The organism is Flavobacterium maritimum (genome assembly GCF_040049085.1).
Classification (GTDB): Bacteria; Bacteroidota; Bacteroidia; order Flavobacteriales; family Flavobacteriaceae; genus Flavobacterium; species Flavobacterium maritimum.
In genome coordinates this window covers 445769-466162 of sequence record NZ_JBDLZY010000003.1, presented here as the reverse complement: position 1 = coordinate 466162, position 20394 = coordinate 445769, and the positions used below count along the sequence as shown (strand labels likewise).

Annotated in this window: 15 protein-coding genes; 1 reads left to right on the top strand and 14 read right to left on the bottom strand. The window is 34.7% G+C overall.

What is annotated here, in order from left to right; all coding sequences use genetic code 11:
• Nucleotides 1-20 precede the first annotated feature (20 nt).
• The 3 genes from ABEB23_RS09250 to ABEB23_RS09240 all read right to left on the bottom strand — a co-directional run bounded on the left by ABEB23_RS09250 (nucleotide 21) and on the right by ABEB23_RS09240 (nucleotide 3830).
• A complete protein-coding gene (locus ABEB23_RS09250) occupies nucleotides 21-536 on the bottom strand; it encodes a PAS domain-containing protein (RefSeq protein WP_348812299.1) in 516 nt (171 codons plus the stop codon).
• Between the two features lie 94 nt (nucleotides 537-630).
• Nucleotides 631-1713, bottom strand: a complete 1083-nt coding sequence (dinB, locus tag ABEB23_RS09245) for a DNA polymerase IV (protein WP_348812298.1) — start codon at nucleotides 1711-1713, stop codon at nucleotides 631-633.
• Nucleotides 1714-1745: 32 nt separating this feature from the next.
• A complete protein-coding gene (locus tag ABEB23_RS09240) occupies nucleotides 1746-3830 on the bottom strand; it encodes a transporter-like protein (RefSeq protein ID WP_348812297.1) in 2085 nt (694 codons plus the stop codon).
• Between the two features lie 78 nt (nucleotides 3831-3908).
• Here ABEB23_RS09240 and ABEB23_RS09235 point away from each other — a divergent pair, with 78 nt between their 5' ends.
• Nucleotides 3909-4376, top strand: coding sequence for a CYTH domain-containing protein (locus ABEB23_RS09235; RefSeq protein ID WP_348812296.1), 468 nt, complete (start codon nucleotides 3909-3911; stop codon nucleotides 4374-4376).
• Here ABEB23_RS09235 and ABEB23_RS09230 read toward each other — a convergent pair whose 3' ends face one another.
• From ABEB23_RS09230 to uvrC, 11 genes are all read right to left on the bottom strand, one after another.
• Nucleotides 4377-4859, bottom strand: a complete 483-nt coding sequence (locus tag ABEB23_RS09230; RefSeq protein ID WP_348812295.1) for a septal ring lytic transglycosylase RlpA family protein — start codon at nucleotides 4857-4859, stop codon at nucleotides 4377-4379. It abuts the gene before it with no gap.
• 80 nt (nucleotides 4860-4939) lie between these two features.
• Nucleotides 4940-5362 carry a hypothetical protein gene (locus ABEB23_RS09225; protein WP_348812293.1) on the bottom strand — a complete coding sequence of 141 codons (423 nt, stop codon included), beginning with the start codon at nucleotides 5360-5362 and terminating at the stop codon, nucleotides 4940-4942.
• Between the two features lie 104 nt (nucleotides 5363-5466).
• Nucleotides 5467-8112: a TonB-dependent receptor gene (locus ABEB23_RS09220; protein WP_348812291.1), complete on the bottom strand. Its 2646-nt coding sequence runs from the start codon at nucleotides 8110-8112 to the stop codon at nucleotides 5467-5469.
• Between the two features lie 373 nt (nucleotides 8113-8485).
• Nucleotides 8486-10129 carry a glucose-6-phosphate isomerase gene (gene pgi, locus ABEB23_RS09215; protein WP_348812290.1) on the bottom strand — a complete coding sequence of 548 codons (1644 nt, stop codon included), beginning with the start codon at nucleotides 10127-10129 and terminating at the stop codon, nucleotides 8486-8488.
• Between the two features lie 146 nt (nucleotides 10130-10275).
• Entirely contained in the window at nucleotides 10276-11496 is a 1221-nt protein-coding gene (locus tag ABEB23_RS09210) for a M23 family metallopeptidase (RefSeq protein WP_348812289.1), read from the bottom strand.
• Nucleotides 11497-11520: 24 nt separating this feature from the next.
• Nucleotides 11521-12456 carry a tryptophan 2,3-dioxygenase family protein gene (locus ABEB23_RS09205; protein ID WP_348812287.1) on the bottom strand — a complete coding sequence of 312 codons (936 nt, stop codon included), beginning with the start codon at nucleotides 12454-12456 and terminating at the stop codon, nucleotides 11521-11523.
• Nucleotides 12456-13226 carry a DUF3108 domain-containing protein gene (locus tag ABEB23_RS09200; protein ID WP_348812286.1) on the bottom strand — a complete coding sequence of 257 codons (771 nt, stop codon included), beginning with the start codon at nucleotides 13224-13226 and terminating at the stop codon, nucleotides 12456-12458. Before ABEB23_RS09200 ends, ABEB23_RS09205 begins: the two co-directional genes overlap by 1 nt.
• Nucleotides 13227-13519: 293 nt before the next feature.
• Nucleotides 13520-14680, bottom strand: a complete 1161-nt coding sequence (gene hppD, locus ABEB23_RS09195; RefSeq protein ID WP_348812285.1) for a 4-hydroxyphenylpyruvate dioxygenase — start codon at nucleotides 14678-14680, stop codon at nucleotides 13520-13522.
• 216 nt (nucleotides 14681-14896) lie between these two features.
• Nucleotides 14897-16054: a homogentisate 1,2-dioxygenase gene (locus ABEB23_RS09190; RefSeq protein WP_348812284.1), complete on the bottom strand. Its 1158-nt coding sequence runs from the start codon at nucleotides 16052-16054 to the stop codon at nucleotides 14897-14899.
• A gap of 154 nt (nucleotides 16055-16208) precedes the next feature.
• Entirely contained in the window at nucleotides 16209-18575 is a 2367-nt protein-coding gene (locus ABEB23_RS09185) for a patatin-like phospholipase family protein (RefSeq protein ID WP_348812283.1), read from the bottom strand.
• A gap of 6 nt (nucleotides 18576-18581) precedes the next feature.
• Nucleotides 18582-20375, bottom strand: a complete 1794-nt coding sequence (gene uvrC / locus ABEB23_RS09180; RefSeq protein WP_348812281.1) for an excinuclease ABC subunit UvrC — start codon at nucleotides 20373-20375, stop codon at nucleotides 18582-18584.
• Nucleotides 20376-20394 lie beyond the last annotated feature (19 nt).

Below are 20394 nucleotides of genomic sequence, written 5' to 3'. Positions count from 1 at the left end.
AGTAGAAAGGGTTTTGTTTTTTACGCTGCTTTTTCAAAAGCAATGAAATGACTAAAATTCCCTTTTGTGTCGAAAATTGGAAAACCTTTGATCAAACAGAGATAAGTCTCTCCATTTTTTTTATAATTCAAGACTGTTTTTTCAAATGGCTGCTGCAATTCAATAGCAGCCCGAATTTCTTTGGAAGTAATTTGGTTTGTTTTTACACCCTGAAACATTTTTGGACTCTTTCCTACAACTTCCTTTTTATCATACCCATTCATTTTCACGATGTTTCTTGAAGCAAAGACAATTCGCAATTGAGAATCAGTTACAATAACTACCTCCTCTTTTAACCGGGCTCTTAAATCAAAATTTTTACAATCCCAATGATTTTTTGAACTAATCGTCATTAGTGAATTCAAATCCAAAAAAGAATCTTTCAACTCTTTTAGAAGTTCTTGATGAAAATCCCAAGAAAAAACAGGAGCTGTTTTTATGCTTAGACCACTGGCATACTTTGCCGCTGCTTCTTCATACTGTTTGAAATTACCCATTATTATCGAATTTTAACTCAAATATAACTGCAATTCAAATCACAACAGACGAATTAACCTGTTTTAACTTTTGTTGAACCTTGACCCTTTAGAATTAAAAAGCAAACTTTAGCTGAACCACGACTGTTTTCTTCTCTTCTTTATTCAAATTACTTAGAGAGATCCCCAATAAACGAACGGAATCTTTCATCCGTTCCTGATACAACAATTCTTTCACACTTTCCAGAATCAATCCTTTATCAGCTATAAAATAAGGCAAGGTTTTGCTACGGGTTTGTTGTGTAAAGTCACTATATTTAATTTTTAACGTAATTGTTTTTCCGGCAATATTGTGTTTCTTCAGTCTGCGAACCAAAGAGTTTGCAATGTTTTCTAGCTGTTCCATCATAAAGATTTCGGAAGAAAGATTGCTGTCGAAAGTATGTTCCGCAGCCACAGATTTTGTAATTCGATCTGATTTGACTTCACTATTATGAATACCGCGCACCACATTATAATAAAAACTTCCCGACTTCCCAAAGTGTTTTTCAAGGAATTCCAACGACTTACTCTTTAATTCCAAACCTGTAAAAATTCCCAACTGGTACATTTTTTCTGTGGTCACTTTCCCTACACCATAAAATTTTCGAATAGGCAATTCTTCCAAAAAAGATATAACTTCATTAGGATTGACCGTTTTTTGACCGTTTGGCTTATTATAATCACTGGCAATTTTAGCCACAAATTTGTTGATTGATATCCCTGCCGATGCCGTAAGCCCCACTTCATTAAAGATGCGCATTCTAATTTCCTGTGCCAATAGGGTTGCGCTCGGATTCCCTTTTTTATTATTAGTAACATCCAAATACGCTTCATCCAAAGAAAGTGGCTCCACTAAATCAGTATATTCGTGAAAAATCTTTTGAATCTTGGAGGAAATCTCCTTGTACCGATCAAATCGAGGCCTCACAAAAATGAGATCTGGACAATTTTTTTTAGCCATAACGCCACTTATAGCACTTCGAACTCCAAATTTTCTAGCCTCATAACTGGCAGCCGCAACTACACCTCTATTTTCTGCCCCTCCCACAGCAATTGGCTTACCTCTCAATTCCGGATTGTCCATTTGCTCTACCGAGGCATAGAAAGCATCCATGTCGATATGTATAATTTTTCTATTGGAAGGCAACTCCTGCATTTTGTATAATTGATATGACCCTACTAATCTAATTATTTTTCAACTCCCGAACTCAGATAATTTTCAACAACAACAGACTTACCATTTTTTTCTGTTGGAAAAAAGAAACTAAAGGGTCTGGACTTGAAATGATTCCAAATGGACACTGCAACAAACCGCAATTCAAATAACGAAATAGCTCTTGACCGTAAGGCTAATCCCAATGACAAACTGAAACTAACCATAAAATTAACTAAACCAATAATACCAATTCCAAGAATTCCCCAAAAAAGCATCGAATTACTAACGGAATAATTGGCTCCATATAAGGCCAAAGCCAAATTCCCGCTAGCGAACGTTATATGGCGTACGTCTAAATTTAACCCCAAAAACAAACCCACTGAAGCAGTACTTCCCATAAAAACACCAAACCAAAAATTAGAGATTATTCCGGCCCATTTTTTTTCGTATAATTCTGATAATTTAAGCGTCCACACTTTGCCAATGCTTCTTTTTAATAAAGGATGTTCCGCGATTCTGTAATAAATTTGATTGTGTTTATCTCTGTTGGCTATACTTCCAGAAATAATTCCGGATAAAAAGAGGAATACTCCAGCAATAGCTGCATGAAAAATGGCAAGCGAATGAACAGGGCTGATATCCGTTAAAAGTGTTTGCCATTTGGCAGCAGCAATATTATAATCCAAAGTATAATCAATCAGCCAGATTCCAAGTAAGGAGATCGGGAAAGCCATAATCACATTTCCCACAAAAGCAATAAATTGAGACCGAAAAACCCTTGCAAAGAGAATCGCAAATGCCTCATACTTTTCAGACTTCTTACCCTGCTTTACCGCACCTTCTTCCAATGATTTAATCAATGCTGACGCAGTCATAGCGGGTTGCTTCGTCGCTAAGGTAAAACCCAAAATATAAATAGCTATAAACCCAAAAGCATAATTCATACTGTACAAAAATGCATGACCAAAAAAACTGGTGTCAATCTTAGACAACAGTATTTTAATTATACATAATATTCCAACAACAAAACCTCCGCCAAGAGCTGTTCGAAACATTTTAAAATACTCTTTCCTATTTTCAGTGATATAATGTTCCCCTGTTTTTGCAGTATGCTGCGTAATTTCGTAAGAAAGCAATTGAATACTTTCAGCCACAAACTTTCGAACATTATTTTTATAACAATTGTATTTTATTAACCGTAAAGCCAATATAATTCCATTGGTATTTTTATCGTTTTCCTTCTCTACAATAAGTAAGGGGAATAAATATTTTAAACGGTCTAATTGCTGGCTTATTTTTAGCAAATTTTGATTCACGCGAAGTGAAATACCATATTTAGAACTGTTATGAAACGCTTTTTTTACAAATTCTTCGCATTGTCTTTTTAAAACTAATAATTGCGCAATCGATAAATCATCCGGAGATAAATAATGGTTTTCAGAACTTCTGATCTGATCCTGAATAAGGTACAGCTCCTTTTCAAAAGCAGCAAAAGGACTATCAAAATCATCAAATTCAGGAACCATTTTAATAACATCCGTTTCCATCGCACGACCACTAATTCGCTGCGAAATAAGCGCCATGGCGGTCAATAATTCAGCCAAACTCGAATTAGGTTCTGCGGTCTCATAAATTGGTTTAAATTGCAAAAGAACATACAACTCTTCCAATTGAGTGATTGGTATCTTTTCAATCCATACAGAATCATCGGCTAAATAAAACACCTGATTGAGAATGAATTCTAAAGTATTTTTCTGAGGCTGGTTCGGCAAAATTTTTGCAAAGAGTCTCTTTTTAACTTCAAAAATAAAATCAGCATCTTGTAAAATAGCAGCATCCGAAAGAATTTTATTAAACTTTTTGCCCTTTAAAATCTCCTTAATGTAAATGGAAAACTGATTACAGATCTCACGATTTTTTTTTAAAAAAGAGATAACTTCCTCTAAATCAACAAGTTCTAAATTTTTAACCTGAAAAGGACGAATGCTTCGAACTAACTCAATCAGAGGTTCTAAATCATCTTCCTTATTTCGCCATGATTGCTGTTCATCAAAATAGCTACTGATAAGTTCTGTTGTCTTTAATCTCTGTTTTCTTTTAAAAAAATACCTCATCATAAAAATCTATTTTTGTAAAAATACTATTTGACAAATCAAATTTTATTAACTTGTTCTTAAAATAAACAATTAAAGATCATGATCGAAATAGAAAGAAAATTTTTAGTCACCGGCAACGCTTTTAAAGAAGAAGCATTTAAATACAGCCGGATTGCACAAGGCTATTTAAGCTCAGTGCCAGAAAGAACAGTCCGTGTACGTATAAAGGATGATAAAGGGTTCCTGACAATAAAAGGGATTGCAGGTGATTCAGGAATGTCCCGTTTTGAGTGGGAAAAAGAAATCCCTGTTTTTGAAGCAAAACAATTATTACTTTTATGTGAAAGAGGTGTTATTGACAAAACACGTTTTGAAATTAAAACGGGCAAACATATATTTGAAGTAGATGAATTTCACGGCGAAAACGAAGGCTTGATTATCGCCGAAGTGGAACTCAACTCAGAAAACGAAACCTTCGAAGAACCTGATTGGATTGGGAAAGAAGTTACTAATGACAATCGTTATTATAATGCCTACTTGAGCAACCATCCGTTTAAAAGTTGGTAATTATTTCTCGAGCACTTCAATGGTCACTTTCATTTGACCACTTCCCTTATTTTGCGCAATTTCCATAAATGCACGTCTGGTCAGATCAATTTCTCTGGTTCTCACAAAAGGACCTCTGTCTATGACTTCAACAACTACAGATTTCCCGTTGGCTTCATTGGTGATCTTTACCTTTGTACCAAAGGGTAATTTTTTATGTGCGGCAGTATATTTATTATTATCAAATCGCTTCCCACTGGCAGTTCTTTTCCCTGTGAATTTATCAGCATAATAAGAAGCATGGGCATTTTTTTTAAAAAACTTATACGTTCCTGTTTCAGCAACAACTGTATCACTTACGATTTCCTGTTGTTCTTCCACGGTTTTATTTTTCTTTATGGTATCTTTAGGTATTGGCGCTTTTTGTTTGACCGCAATTGGATTTTGACCACTTGCCAGTCCAACAACAGCAAATAAAAAAAACAACGTTATTAATTTTTTCATCTATACTTTTTTTAGTTACAACTATTTTACAAAAACCATACCCCGATAAAAAAAGTCCTTTTCAGGACTTTCTTCATTTTTTAAAACCATAAATTCCAAGGAATTCTACTCAAAATAAACACCAATCCTAAACCGTAAAAAACAGCGATGCTTTTAAATTTAGCCTCATTGGAAACTGCTTTTTTATGTTTAGACCATCCTATTGTAATCAATACAATAGCTATTAAGTTAAGTAACGGGTGTTCTAATGATGTTAATCGTAAAGCCGCATCTTTCATTTGCCCTAAAGAGGATAATCCTAATGGAGAAACAAAATACAAAACGAGACCTATAAGAAGCTGTGTATGAGTACCTATTAATGCGAACAACGCAATTTTTTTGTCTTTTGAAGTAAATTCTTTTTTCGAAGTCTTTCCCATAAAGGAATTAACAACTGCAATAACTAATAATAAGAGTGCTAAATAAGCCCACCCAGAGTGAAATTTTTGAATAAATTCGTACATATAATTTGTTTTTTGAAATTCAAATATAATAAAAAAAAGGCATTAAAAAAACGACATTCACATCAAAATGCGAATGTCGTTTGTAATACTTGTCTATTTTTTCTTTAGAAGTTGTAACGCAAACTAAAGTTCCAAGTTCTTCCAAAACCGAAGAAACCGTTATTAGCTACGTTAATTCCTTTATAAGTATCATCAGTTGGACCAGCCGCCTTTGCCGAAGTTAATTCGGACAAATACACTTCATCAAAAACATTATTCACATTAAGTCTTAGCAAAACAGAATTTTTATTTTCTTTCCCTGTCAAGATTTTATATGAAATTCCAGAATCAACTAAATCATAATTTGGCAATTCTATATTATTTTTAATTGCACCTACATTAGCATACAACTTAGCATAGTTTCTCCAATCAGCATCAATAGAAAATCTTTCAAAAATTTCATACTTAAACCCTAGACCTAATGTAGTTTGAGCAGCATCACCAACTTTACCTCCATCTACATCTTCATTTGTTTTGTCTAAAAGATTTAAACTCTCGTCTCTGTAAGACGTTACCACTTCCCCTTTGTATTCATAACTTCCAACAGATGCAAAACCAGTAATATCTAATTTAGCAAAAGGTCTCGCAACAAAATCCAGTTCAAGACCCATATGTACCTGCTCTACACCTTCATTTGTTTTATAAATCAAATCACCAGCCGCAAGCACAGTTGACCCAATCACCTGTCCGGCAGTAGCGGTATTTGAAGAAGTTGTTACTCTATCTTTCCAAGAAGTTCTATATCCATTTAAACTTCCAGTTATTACTTTAGACGAAAACGTATACCCTGCTTCTAACCCTAAAATTTTCTCGTTTTCTGTTAATGGATTTACAGCATTTGTAAAATTAAGATAAATATTATCATGGTACGGTTGACGAGAATAATACCCAGCATTAGCATAAATTGAATGCTGTTCTGCAAATTTATAACTACTTCCTCCTTTTACATTATAACCAACGTTTTCAACTTTTTCTGATTTATTAGCCTCTGGCAAATAATCGTACCTGTCGATTCTATCATGAGATTGATTAGAAACAGATCCTTGAAAAAAAGCAGAAAAATCATTTTTAGAATATTCTAACTGACCAAAAGCTCCTCCATAAGAAATCGTTTCACTATAATCGTAGTCAATTCTTTGATCCTCTCCAATTGTATTAAATGTTGCAGGCCATGGTCTAGGTGACATTGATTCGGTAACCGTATTCGACTCAACAGTACCACTATTCATGTGATCTGCACCTTTTAATGGTCGTGACTCCGTCCAACTGTTTAATCCCAAAAAGTCAGCAACTTGTCTATAATGCGTCCCTTTATAAGTTCTCAAATCCAAACCTACATTTAATGCTAAATTTTCGTTTAATTGATTCTTTAAATTCGAAACAACCCCATACCAGGAATGATTATTTACACCCGATCTTAGTAAATAGGTGTTGTTTCCAAACATCCCTACACCATTAGCCGCTTGGTTATTAGCATATATAGCATCAAAATCAACATGACCATCTGCTGTTGTTTTTTTAGAACCATAACCACCTGTTCCTCCTCCTCTTCCCCAAGAAGCATACAAAACAGTAGATAATTGCGTTTTATCGCTAATATCATAATCCCAGTTTAAGTTCATTACAGGTTTATGATAATAGTTTGTTCTTTCATTCATGTATTCACCATTCAAGGTACCTTCATTATTATTATATTTTCTCCCGTATTTCAAATAGGAGCTTATGGCTTTGGTGAAATTTTGATCGTGCCATTGCGGAGCGCCAGTTAAAATAAAGTTGAAATTATGTTTCTCATTTGCCTTATAACCAATAGATACAAAGTAATTCTGTCCTAAACCTTTTGTCCCATCATTATAACCATCACCTTGCCAATGAGAGAACATAACACTTGTCCCCCAACCGCTTTTACTCATTCCTGTATTGTATGCTAGAGTAGATTTGAAATAATTATCATTAGCCATACCTAACGAAACAAAACCACCTTCTTTTTTATCTGTTGCTTTTGTAATAAAGTTTACAGTTCCACCAACAGATGAAATAGCTAATTTTGATGATCCTAATCCCCTTTGAATCTGAATAGCATTAGCAATATCAGACATTCCTGACCAGTTAGACCAATACATTTTCCCATCTTCCATTCCATTAATCGGCTGTCCATTTAATAGAAAAGCAGTATTATCTTGCGCAAACCCACGAACACTGATTCTTGAATCCCCATAACCTCCAGACTGTCCAGCTACATAAACCGAAGGCGTATTTACAAGTGTTTGCGTAATATCAGATGTTCCCACTTTATTTTGAATTTCTGCCGATTTTATTGTAGAGACTGCAATTGGAGTTTTTCGATCTTTTGCTAAATCAATAATACCTTTACCCATTACGACTATTTCCTCTAATTGATTGGAATCAGAAGTCAAAATAATAGTCCCTAAACTAACAGTTGCACCATTCGAAACATTAAATTTAATAGTCTTGCTATCAAAACCTATAAAAGAAACAACTATTTCTCCAGAACTACTTTCTGTACTAATAGAAAAATTTCCATCAAAATCTGTCGAGGTACTAGTTTTCATACCTTTTAAAGCAACATTTGCTCCAGGTAAAGCCCCTTGACCATCCGTTATAGTTCCCGTAACTTTTCCTTGAGAAAATACTGCAGAAACCATTAAAAACATTAATCCAGTGAGTAACCAATTTTTCATTGTATTCATTGTTATTTAATTTATTAATACATTGGCAAAATTATAACAATTTTGAACCAAAATGTTAATATAATATTATTAAAACAAGGTTTTTACTGGTTATTATATCGAAAAATGATTTCTATAATTATTACGTTAAAAATAAATACGATTGAATATTTAACACGTATTATATTGCTTACTATGTAAAAAAAATAAACTATAACAACTAAAAAAACAGAGAATTAAAGAAAAAAATCCTGCTAAGGACACCTACAACAACAAAAAAGCCTTGATTTATACTATAAATCAAGGCTTTTTTTATTCACTACATTTTCGAAATGTTATCCAAAAAAAAAACTTTTTAAAAAAAGGTCATTAGATCGGGTAAAGTTGAAATATGCTATTTATTCTGTAAAAAATGATTTAACAAAAATGAAGTTGAACTATCGTGATTTTTAATCGTTTTGGTATTAATTTCATCCAAAATAGAATTCGCCAATTGCTTCCCTAATTCAACCCCCCATTGATCAAAACTAAAAATGTTCCAGATAATTCCTTGTACAAAAATCTTGTGTTCATACATAGAAATCAAAGAACCTAATGATTTCGGCGTCAATTTTTGAACCAAGATGGTATTTGTAGGCTTATTTCCAGAGAAAACTTTAAAAGGCAACAGAAAAGCCGCTTGCTCTTTTGATAAACCTTGTTTGTCAAACTCAGCCTGAACTTGCTCTTGCGTTTTTCCGTGCATCAAAGCTTCTGTTTGTGCAAAAAAGTTAGACATCAATTTATCATGATGATTGTCATCTCCATACAATGGCTTCACAAACCCAATAAAATCAGTTGGAATAATTTTAGTCCCTTGATGAATCAATTGAAAAAATGCATGCTGTGCGTTAGTTCCCGGTTCTCCCCAAATAATAGTTCCAGTTTGATAATCCACCGGTTTACCATCACGCCCCACACTTTTACCATTACTTTCCATCGTCCCTTGTTGCAAGTAAGGAGCTAGTTTTTGCAAATATTGTGTATAAGGAATCAACGCTTCGCTTTCGGCACCAAAGAAATTATTGTACCAAACACTTAACAAAGCCAAGATAATAGGTATGTTTTTATCAAAATCAGCAGTTTTAAAATGCTCGTCCATTTCGTTTGCACCGTTCAATAATTCATCAAAATTACCAAAGCCTACTGCTAAACTTATCGAAAGCCCAACGGCACTCCATAATGAAAAACGTCCACCAACCCAATCCCACATCGGAAAAACGTTATCAGGATTAATTCCAAATTCAGTAACTTTTTGAAGATTTGTAGAAACAGCCACAAAATGTTTGGCTACATCGGATTGCGTTGCAGATTTCAAAAACCATTCTCTGATTGTTTCTGAATTAGTTAAAGTTTCCTGTGTCGTAAAAGTCTTTGAAACTATAACAAAAAGAGTTGTCTCAGGATTTAATTTTTTAATGACTTCATTAACATGATCCCCATCGACATTCGAAACAAAATGAACATTTAAGTGATTTTTGTAAAACTGTAATGCTTCGACAGCCATTACAGGTCCTAAATCCGAACCACCTATTCCAATATTTACAACATCAGTAAACGCTTTTCCAGTATAACCAGTTCTTGCACCGGAAACAACCTCGTTTGTAAATGTTTTTATTTTGCTTTTTACTGCGTAAACTTCAGGCACCACATTTTGACCCTCAACATTTATCACAGCAGATTCTTTAGCCCTTAATGCCGTATGAAGTACAGCTCTACCTTCCGTTTGATTGATTATACCACCATTAAAATAGTCAGCTATAGCGCTTTTTAAACCAACTTGATTAGCCAGTTCCAACAACAATGCGATTGTATCTTGGTTGATTCTGTTTTTTGAATAATCAACAAGAAAATCATTCCATTTCAAGTTGAATTTTTCTACTCTTGAAGCATCCGACAGAAACATGTCGTGCATTGATGCTGTTTGCATTTCTTCGTAATGCTTTTGAAGCTTATTCCAAGCCTCAGTACCTGTTGGGTTTATTGTATTTAAAGCCATTTCTATTTAAATTCTAGTATTTAGTTTTTTACAAAAATACTGAAATTAGTTCGAATAGAAATGAGTTTAAAGACATATAACAACTAAAGAAAAAACCGTCATTATCTTAAATTTGAAAGAAAACGATTTCGTAACTACTTATTGCATTACAAATTAGCTACACTGTCCAATTCTCTTTTCAAAGGAGTAATCTGTTGTAAAAATCGTTTTTTATTGGTTGCATTCATCGGTTCGCCATTAGGTAATTTCAACCTTAACGCATCTACCTGAACACCATTTTTCCAAAAACGATAACACACATGTGGCCCTGAAGCCAAACCTGTGCTTCCGACACGTCCAATAACTTGTCCCTGCGTCACATGTTGCCCACGTCTGACCAAAATCCTGGACATATGAAGGTATTGTGTAGAATATGTACTGTTGTGTTTAACTTTTACAAAATTTCCATTTCCTGCTGTAAAACCGGTTTGCTCCACAGTACCGGCCGCTGTAGTAGTAATAGGGGTTCCATAAGGCGCTGCATAATCAGTACCCTTATGTGCTTTCCATGTGTGTTGCACCGGATGAAATCGATTGGTTGAAAAACGAGACGATATTCTACTGAACTTTATAGGAGTTTTAAGAAAGAAATTTTTCAAAGTCTTGCCTTCTTCATCGTAGTATTCCATTTTACTGGAAGAAGGATTCTGTGCAAAAGGAAAAGCATAAACAATCTTTCCTTTATATTCAAAAAATGCCGCCTGAAGACTGTCGACACCATCATAAATAGTATCATTAATATATCTTTCGGTAAATGTGAGCGCAAACCTGTCTCCTTTTTTTAATTTAAAAAAGTCAATGGACCACGCATAAATTTTAGAAATTTTACTTGCCAAAGCACCCTCAACATTAGCGCTTTCCAGGGTTTCAGACAAGGAGCCTTTAAGCACACCCCCAATAGTTCTTCGTTTTATCTTAATTGGTCTCGTCTTTTTGTAGGCAGTAGCTGTAGTATCACGTAAATCAACCACATAATAATTTAACGCATCGGGTTGATAAATAAAAACCTGCAATTTATTTTTTTTGCTTTTTGATCTCAGAAGCACATAAGGTTTATCAAATCGCATTATTCTTACATCAAAAGTATCTTTTACCTTTTCAATAATATCATAGACTTTCTTGTCTCCAATATTTTGCTTATCCAGAATACTCCCAAAAGTATCTCCTTTTTTGATAGTATCATGTATTACATTAAAATCGGCGTACGTAAAACCAAACTCACTCTTTTTCAAGACTGGTTTTGCTATAGCCTCATCTAATTCGTCATTGGTTTTAGTACAAGACAGTATAGACAACAATACTATTAGAATTAAAAAAAATTGCTTCAAACTTTCTGTTTTTTGAAATTAAAATTATTTTTCCTCTCCCCAGTTCGCCAGTTCATCGGCACTCCATAATTCAGGGAAAAATATTCTACGTTGGTATTTTGGGTGCATGTATTTTTTCCAATCACTACCTCCGGTAGCCTCTCCGTTACCTTTTCCGCTTTGGTCGATGTATTTAATAGCAACTTCCAAATGCTGCATCACCCAAGTAATATTTACCGTATGGTCATAATGACGCATGGCCTTTATTAATTCAGCATTTTTTTGATCTTCAACAGGCAATTGTTTGAATTTCTGCCAAATATTAATGGTATTGTATTCCTTCATATGATTCAGGAAAAGACCTTTGTATTTTCTTTCGAATTCTTCGAGCAAAAAAGACTTTTTACCAGTGTGATAATCTTTCCCGGCTGCTTGCCAATAAAGATGTTCAAAAGCAAACTCGAAAGGTGTATTTCTGTCAATCGATGCTCTAAATCTGTAATCGATAAGATTAATTAAATCAGTCGAAGAAAACTCAATTAATCTATATTGTGCACTTTGAAAACCACTTGCGGGTGTTAGTGTGTTTCTAAATTTCATGTATTGCTCTACCTCCATCCCTTCTTCCATAATTCCAAAAGAAGTAGTCAACATATCAAAATAACGACTGATTCGCATTAACCTTTCGGTAAAAAAATCTATCTTAATATCTTGACAATAAGAAATCTGATGCATTTCCCAAAGAATCATTTTAAAGATCAATTCATTGACTTGATGATACATAATAAAAACCATTTCATCAGGAAGTGTGGTTCTTTGTGTTTGAAGACTCAGCAGTGCATCCGTTTGTATATAGTCCCAATAAGTAATGGGTTTTGCCCAAAGCAATCCTTCCAAATGCGTTTCGGTTTTTTGGTTTATTGCCTGGTATTTTAAGTCTATTTCTTTTAAAATAGCTTCTGAATTATCTGTAATATTCATTATAATTTTACTTTAAATGGATTTTTTAATCCTCGGAATGCATCTAAATCGGCTTTTATAGACCCGACCGCCAAACTAGCTTTTATTCTCACAGGTAATTTATTATCATCGTCTGAAATCCAAACAGTTAGACTTTCCTGCTCCTTAAAAACACGTCCAGACTGCACTAAAGGTCTGAATATCATGGTAGAAACGACGCCAAATTTAGTTGTAATATCCTCACGTCCGATGAACTTTAACTTAAACTTTGTAGTTTCATCATCAAAAAACATATCTATAGCAATAGTTTCGCCTTGCTTTATTTTATCAATATTGGGATGATTCCTTAAATAATAAAAGGTAGATATTATGTCTTGTGTATTTTTCGGAATAACAAATGTCTTCTCGGTTTTATGTTTGTAATCTTTCACCACAATTTTATTTGTCGATGGATTAAAAAACCCTTCCTGATTCTTTGTGTATCCACCTTCATCAATTTTCCTCACAAATTGATACGGATTTCTTGTTTCTTTATCTATATAACTCTCATAGAGGTCATCTACCTTGAAAAAAAAACGAGACATTCCCGCTGTATATCCCTTTCCTACAACATGAAAGACTTTTTTATTGTTTATCGAAGCGTCTTTAACCTCTAAGGTCGCATAGCCGGCATTGACAAAACCATAGTGGATTCGAAATTTAAACCATTCGCCCGTCCCAAAAGCATCTTGCTTCTTAGATTCAAAACTTACAGTTGTTATAAATAGTAAGAGAAGTACAATTTTTTTCATCACCCTGTCGTTTATTTTCGGCCCGCAAGTACAAAATTTGTTCCAAATGTATTAAAACAAAAAAACTCAGTCAAATAATGACTGAGTTTTTATGCTATTAACTAACCAAAAAAACTATAAATTATGAAATTTATATCAATTTAGGAAGGAAACCACCCCTTCCCGTTTTGCGAGTGCAAAGGTAGATAACAAATTCATTTTTTCTCAATCAAAAATATACTTTAACACAACATTAGCACACAACCATGTCATTCGTCGGTTATTTTTTCACATTGTTTAAAAAAAAAGCCATTTTACAAAGTTCCTCGTAATTGCTGCTCCCTTTCAATTGACTCAAATAACGCTTTAAAATTACCTGCACCGAAACCTTTAGCACCCATTCGCTGAATAATTTCAAAAAATAGGGTTGGACGGTCTTCAATCGGCTTAGTGAAAATTTGTAATAAATATCCGTCTTCATCCGCATCCACCATAATAGCTAATTTTTCTATTACCGCTAGATCTTCATGCATCATCTTCATGTGTTCCCCCAATCGATTTGGAATATCTTCATAATAGGCACGTGGTGGTGCCGATAGAAATTCAACTCCTCTTGCTTTCAATTCAGACACCGTAGTAATTATATCATCTGTCGCTATAGCAATATGCTGAACTCCGGAACCTTCATAAAAATCTAAATATTCCTCGATTTGAGAACGTTTATTCCCTTTTGCAGGTTCATTTATTGGAAACTTAATACGCCCATTCCCATTGCTCATTACTTTACTCATCAAGGCCGAATACTCGGTATGTATTTGTTTATCATCAAAAGAAAGGAAATTAACAAATCCCATAACATCCTCATACCATTTTACCCATGTATTCATTTGATTCCAACCTACATTCCCCACCATGTGATCAATGTACTTTAACCCAATTGGCTTTGGATTATAATCGGATTTCCATTCCACAAAACCAGGTAAAAATGTTCCTTTATAGTTTTTTCTCTCCACAAACATATGAACCGTTTCTCCATAAGTATAAATTCCCGCGCGAACCACTTCACCAAATTCGTCTTTTTCGACAACTGGCTCCATATATACTTTCGCCCCACGACTGGTAGTTTCTTCAAATGATTTACGGGCATCTTCCACCCAAAGCGCAACCACTTTTACACCGTCTCCATGTTTTTTAACATGTTCCCCAATTGGAGAATCACTTTTTAAAGCGGTTGTCAATACTAATCTAATTTTATCTTGTGCTAAAACATAAGACACTTTATCACGAGAACCCGTTTCTAAGCCTGAATAAGCCAAAGATTGAAAACCAAATGCTGTTTTATAAAAATGTGCCGCTTGTTTTGCATTCCCCACATAGAATTCAACGTAGTCTGTCCCCATTAACGGAAGGAAATCTTGTGCTCCTTCAAATATTTTTTCTAGTCCGTAGTTTACGGAAGTTACTTGTTTGCTCATTGTTTATTATTTTTTTGATACGATAAATCCAGTTTTGAAACACATATTACGTGGATAAAACAGATTTACACGGATTTTTTAAATTTAAAAAGATGTTGTTATTTATACTAAAGCCCTAGCCCTGATTACCTCACGCTGTATCTGTTTTCATAGAAATTCTAAGATTGTAACGGACAGCAGGACATCGAAGATTCGACGAAGCTACATAGCTCCTTATTATTCTACCCAGGACTTATAATATTGACCGTCGTCTAATCCCATAGCTTCTTCGGTAACCATCAAAGGACGAAAGGTATCCACCATTACAGCAAGTTCCTGCGTAACTGTTTGACCAATGCTGCGCTCCATTGCGCCAGGTGCCGGCCCATGAGGAATTCCTTTTGGATGCAAGGTGATATGCCCCTGTTCTATATTATTACGACTCATGAAGTCTCCGTCTACATAATATAACACCTCATCACTATCAATATTACTATGATTATAAGGTGCTGGAATCGCTTTCGGATGGTAATCGTATAATCTTGGCACAAAAGAACAAACTACGAAAGTTGAAGTTTCAAAAGTTTGATGTACCGGTGGCGGCTGATGTACACGCCCCGTAATAGGTTCAAAATTATGAATACTGAATCCATACGGGAAATTATACCCATCCCAACCAACCACATCAAAAGGATGCGTAGCATAAACCAGTTCATGCATCATTCCTTCTTTTTTGATTTTGATTAAAAAATCACCTTTTTCATCATGCGTTTCCAATTCGTTAGGCAAAATAAAATCACGCTCACAAAATGGAGCATGTTCCAAGTGTTGTCCGGATTCATTTTTATACCGTTTCGGAGTATAAAAAGGCGCATAGGATTCTACATAAAACAATCTGTTCTCTGTAGTTTCAAAATCAATTTGGTAAATCATTCCGCGGGGAATAATGAGATAGTCCCCATATTCAAATGGAATATTCCCCATCATCGTTCTCAATTTTCCTTTTCCCTTGTGAATGAAAATCATTTCATCCGCATCGGCATTCTTATAGAAATAGGTACGAAGTGATTGCTTTGGAGCTGCTAACCCAATAATGCAATCTTTATTGACTAACATCGCTTTGCGGCTTTCGAGAAAATCGTCTTCCGGTTTTAGCTCAAAACCTTTCAGCAATAATGATTTTATGTTTTTCCCGATCGCAATTTTAGGCTCGACAGAATAGGATTTCAGTATTTCTTTTACCTGAGTAGGTCTATATTCATGGTACAAAAGTGAGGAATGGCCATGAAAACCCTCTGTACCAAATAGTTGCTCATAATAAAGCCCACCATTTGGCTTTTCGAATTGTATGTGTCTTTTCTCGGGAAAACTTCCCAATTTATGATATAATGGCATTTTGTAAGATTTACGATTAGATATACGACTTTAGACTAAAACTAACGCAATCACTCTGGATTCCTCTTGATAAGGAATTGAAGATACTCTAATAAACCGACCCATTTTGTTTTCATTACAACAAATATCGTAATTTTTTTTATATAAAATAAAATTAAAACCAAAAACCAACACTAAACCAAGTATATCCTTGATTATTTTCCGGCGACCAGGAATGTTTAATTTCTATAGGACCAATTATCGTTTCCATTCCATACCCAATAGCATAACCTGAATATTTTGGAGCAGAAATCTTCTCTACGGAATTGAAGAGATCATCTTCCAAATTAGCAAAATTGGCAGAAAAATTTAAGTGATTTTTCTTTAAAAATTCATAATCTACCGTTGCCGCAACTTTAATATAACTATCTGCCGCAACACTTAAGAAATCATAACCATAAAAATGTCTGAAGTTATTAATCGTATTATAACCATATCCCCCTAAAACAAAATTAAAAAAAGACACACTATCTCCTCCAAAAGCAAAACCACCATCCGCTTGAAATCTCAGAGTCACCTTTTTCACAATTTTGGAAGCAAATCCCAGTTCGGCCTTAACTATCGAAAAAGGATTAAATGTATTGGTATAGTTAGAAGAAAACAGATATGATTGAACATCACCTGAAAAATACCACCCCTTTTTTGGGAAATACTTATTATCAAAGGAATCGTATTTCATGTACCCAAAAACACTTATGTAATTACTATTATCGATGGTAGTATTGGTGTTTGCCAAAGTTTCTGATCTGATTTTCAAAAATTTCAGCTCCGCTCCCGCTCCAACCAAAAACTTATGCATAAATAAGGACTGAAAATAGGCCTGATTACTTAAATCCGAAAAATCAACATTAATAGCGTTTAAACCCAGTGACGCTAAATCCAAAGTACTTATTTCTTTGGCGACATTCCTGTTGAATTGATTAAAAAAGGATTTAAACCCAAAACTGACATTGAATCCATTATCAATGTAATAATCCAAATTATATCTAAAATTATCCCCCAAAACGATGTCTGCCGAGATAATATCATTCTTAAAAAAATTCTTTTTATTGGTTATATTGACTAAAACACCACTTTTATATAACCCATCATAATGCAAACCAAACTTCAAATACGTTTTGGTTGGATTTTCCTCCAACACCAAATTCAAATCATCCTTTCCGGCATTTGGCTCAAATGAATAGTTAATCGCACTGAAATTTCGGGTAGCATTGATCGAATTTATTCCGGTCTGTAAATTGTCGTAACTGATTTTAGCATCTTGTTTAAAACGTAATTTACCTATCACATAATCTTTAGTGTAATTATTCAATTCATTGCAATTGATGTTTGCTATTTCTAAAGAATCAGGAACTAACACCAATTTTGGTTTCTGGTAATAATCCTGTTCGCCGGCAAGTGCTTTCATTTTTTCATAAACGGAAAAAGCCGCTTCTTCCCCTCTTCTTACAATTTCTTTACCTTTATCGAAAGAGATAACTCCAAAGTTCTTAATGTCGGGATTGATATAAATGTCGGTATCTTTTACTTTCGCCTTCATTTTTTGAATCGAATGCAGATTTGTAACCTGAACCAAAATTTTGGTAGCATTTTTTAGTTGATTTCTATCCAATAAATCATCCTGTACATCAACTCCGATAATTATGTCGGCCCCTAATTTCCGAACTTCCTCAATAGGATAATTATTAGCTACACCTCCATCTACCAGCAGTTTTCCATCAACTTCTACAGGCGAAAACAAAGAGGGAAATGCAGCACTGGCCAATATGGCTTGAGCCAAATTCCCTTTATCGAGCACTACCTGTTCTCCCGTTTCAATATTGGTCCCTATACATAAAAAAGGAATTGGCAGTTGATTGAAGTCTCTCACATGCCTCACATTTCTGGTAATTCTGCTTAATAAATTGAAATTATACATCCCTTTGGAAAGCGCTTCTGGGATTCCGACATTAAATTTATTGAAAGGTAAAACCAGGGCATACAATTCATCATTTCTTTTTTCGTAAAAATTCTTGGATGATCTTGGAATGAAATCATTTATTAATTCATCAAAATTGGTAGATTGAAAAATAGAGTCAATTTGCGCCGCATTATATCCTGACGCATACAAGCCGCCAATAACAGCTCCCATGCTGGTTCCTCCTATATAATCAATCTTGATACCGGCATCTTCAATTACTTTTAAAACCCCAATATGTGCAAATCCCTTTGCCCCACCACCGCTTAAGACCAAGCCAATTTTTGGCTTTTTTTGCTCTTGGGCTATCGAATTTTGGGAACTGAACAGAAAATAAAAAAGCAAAAAAACAAAAAGTACTGTCGTAGAAAATCCTCTAAAGCCCCAGATGGCAGTGGAAAGCCTCGATAGCAAAAATGCCGTTTTTTCTTGAAAAAAAAGAGCGCCCATAGAAGCTCCTTTTTTTTTATTAGAAAAAAAGAATTTTTGAAGAGAGCATGAAACGGACAGCTGGAGTAGGCTCATAAAAAACTATTTATTACTGTAAAAGTCGGTTATTTTTTTGGCTTTTGACACACCTATAACGTCAGAAATTTCTTTTTCTGTTGCTAATTTTAATCTTTTAACACTTTTAAAATGCTGAATTAACGCGAGCATAGTCTTTTCACCAATCCCAGGAATGGATTCTACAGAAGAGTTTAGCGCCGCTTTACTCCTTTTATCGCGATGATGTGTTATCCCAAAACGATGCGCTTCATTTCGCAATTGTTGAATCACTTTTAGGGTTTCTGATTTTTTGTCTAAATACAACGGAATGGAATCGCCCGGATAAAATAGTTCTTCGAGTCTTTTGGCAATACCGATTATTGCTATTTTTCCCCGCAAACCTAATTCGTCAATACTTTTCAGGGCAGCCGATAATTGTCCTTTCCCTCCATCAATAATAATCAATTGTGGCAAAGGCTGTCCTTCGTCCAATAGTCTTTTGTACCGACGATAAACCACCTCAGTCATCGATGCAAAATCATCGGGACCTTCGACAGTTTTTATATTAAAATGGCGATAGTCTTTTTTGCTGGGTTTTCCGTCCTTGAAAACCACGCAGGCCGAAACAGGATTCGTTCCCTGAATATTGGAGTTATCAAAACATTCAATATATCTAGGTTCGACAGACAATCGCAAATCTTTTTGCATTTGTGCCATAATCCGATTCGTATGACGGTCCGGATCTACAATTTGCAATTGTTTCAATTGTTCGATTCTGTAAAACTTGGCATTTCTGATGGATAAATCGAGAATTTGTTTTTTATCACCTAATTGCGGCACCGTTATTTTTATGTTCTCGCCCAAATCGACCGGAAACGGAACTATAATTTCTTTAGACAACAATTGAAAGCGTTCTCTGAGTTCAATAATTGCCAGCTCCAACAATTCCTCATCGGTTTCGTCCAATTTCTTTTTGATTTCCATTGTGTGCGAACGGATAATCGAGCCATGGGAAATTTGCAAAAAGTTCACATAGGCCGCACCTTCATCAGAAACAATCGAAAACACATCTATATTGGTAATTTTTGGATTGACGATTGTGGAACGCGATTGGTAATTCTCTAAAACTTCTATCTTCTCTTTTATTTTCTGGGCTTCTTCAAAATGCATATCCCGCGCCAAATCATTCATCAGACGCTTGAAGTCTTTCATACTTTCTTTGAAATTCCCTTTTAGAATCTCGCGAATAGCATCGACCTGTTTCTGATAGTTTTCTAAAGTTTCATATCCTTCGCAAGGTCCTTTGCAATTCCCAATATGATATTCGAGGCAAACCTTGAATTTACCGCTTTCAATATTGCTTTTGCTCAAATCATAATTACAGGTTCTTAGCGGATACAACTCTTTTATTAGTTCTAAAATTGTATTCACCGTTTTGAAACTGGTATAAGGCCCAAAATATTCGGAACCGTCTTTAACCATTCTGCGCGTGGCAAAAATGCGAGGAAAAGGTTCTTTCTTAATACACAACCAAGGGTAACTTTTATCATCGCGCAACAGCACATTGTAACGGGGCTGCAAGGTTTTTATTAAATTGTTTTCCAACAACAGTGCATCCGTTTCCGTAGGAACCACGATATGTTTTATGGTTACAATTTTTTTGACGAGCACATTAGTTTTGGCTGTATCGTGTATTTTGTTAAAATAAGAAGAAACTCTTTTCTTTAAATTCTTGGCTTTTCCAACATACAGTATTTTCCCTTCCTTATCATAATACTGGTAGACTCCAGGATTATCAGGCAGGGTTTGAATTTGTAAAGCTAAAGTAGGTTTGGTCATTTTATTTTTAAAATTGCAA

Excerpts from the sequence above, each read along its gene's own strand:
- ABEB23_RS09250 (WP_348812299.1), bottom strand. The coding sequence starts at position 536 with ATGGGTAATTTCAAACAGTATGAAGAAGCAGCGGCAAAGTATGCCAGT.
- dinB (WP_348812298.1), bottom strand. The coding sequence starts at position 1,713 with ATGCAGGAGTTGCCTTCCAATAGAAAAATTATACATATCGACATGGAT.
- ABEB23_RS09240 (WP_348812297.1), bottom strand. The coding sequence starts at position 3,830 with ATGATGAGGTATTTTTTTAAAAGAAAACAGAGATTAAAGACAACAGAA.
- ABEB23_RS09235 (WP_348812296.1), top strand. The coding sequence starts at position 3,909 with ATGATCGAAATAGAAAGAAAATTTTTAGTCACCGGCAACGCTTTTAAA.
- ABEB23_RS09230 (WP_348812295.1), bottom strand. The coding sequence starts at position 4,859 with ATGAAAAAATTAATAACGTTGTTTTTTTTATTTGCTGTTGTTGGACTG.
- ABEB23_RS09225 (WP_348812293.1), bottom strand. The coding sequence starts at position 5,362 with ATGTACGAATTTATTCAAAAATTTCACTCTGGGTGGGCTTATTTAGCA.
- ABEB23_RS09220 (WP_348812291.1), bottom strand. The coding sequence starts at position 8,112 with ATGAATACAATGAAAAATTGGTTACTCACTGGATTAATGTTTTTAATG.
- pgi (WP_348812290.1), bottom strand. The coding sequence starts at position 10,129 with ATGGCTTTAAATACAATAAACCCAACAGGTACTGAGGCTTGGAATAAG.
- ABEB23_RS09205 (WP_348812287.1), bottom strand. The coding sequence starts at position 12,456 with ATGAATATTACAGATAATTCAGAAGCTATTTTAAAAGAAATAGACTTA.
- ABEB23_RS09200 (WP_348812286.1), bottom strand. The coding sequence starts at position 13,226 with ATGAAAAAAATTGTACTTCTCTTACTATTTATAACAACTGTAAGTTTT.
- hppD (WP_348812285.1), bottom strand. The coding sequence starts at position 14,680 with ATGAGCAAACAAGTAACTTCCGTAAACTACGGACTAGAAAAAATATTT.
- ABEB23_RS09190 (WP_348812284.1), bottom strand. The coding sequence starts at position 16,054 with ATGCCATTATATCATAAATTGGGAAGTTTTCCCGAGAAAAGACACATA.
- ABEB23_RS09185 (WP_348812283.1), bottom strand. The coding sequence starts at position 18,575 with ATGAGCCTACTCCAGCTGTCCGTTTCATGCTCTCTTCAAAAATTCTTT.
- uvrC (WP_348812281.1), bottom strand. The coding sequence starts at position 20,375 with ATGACCAAACCTACTTTAGCTTTACAAATTCAAACCCTGCCTGATAAT.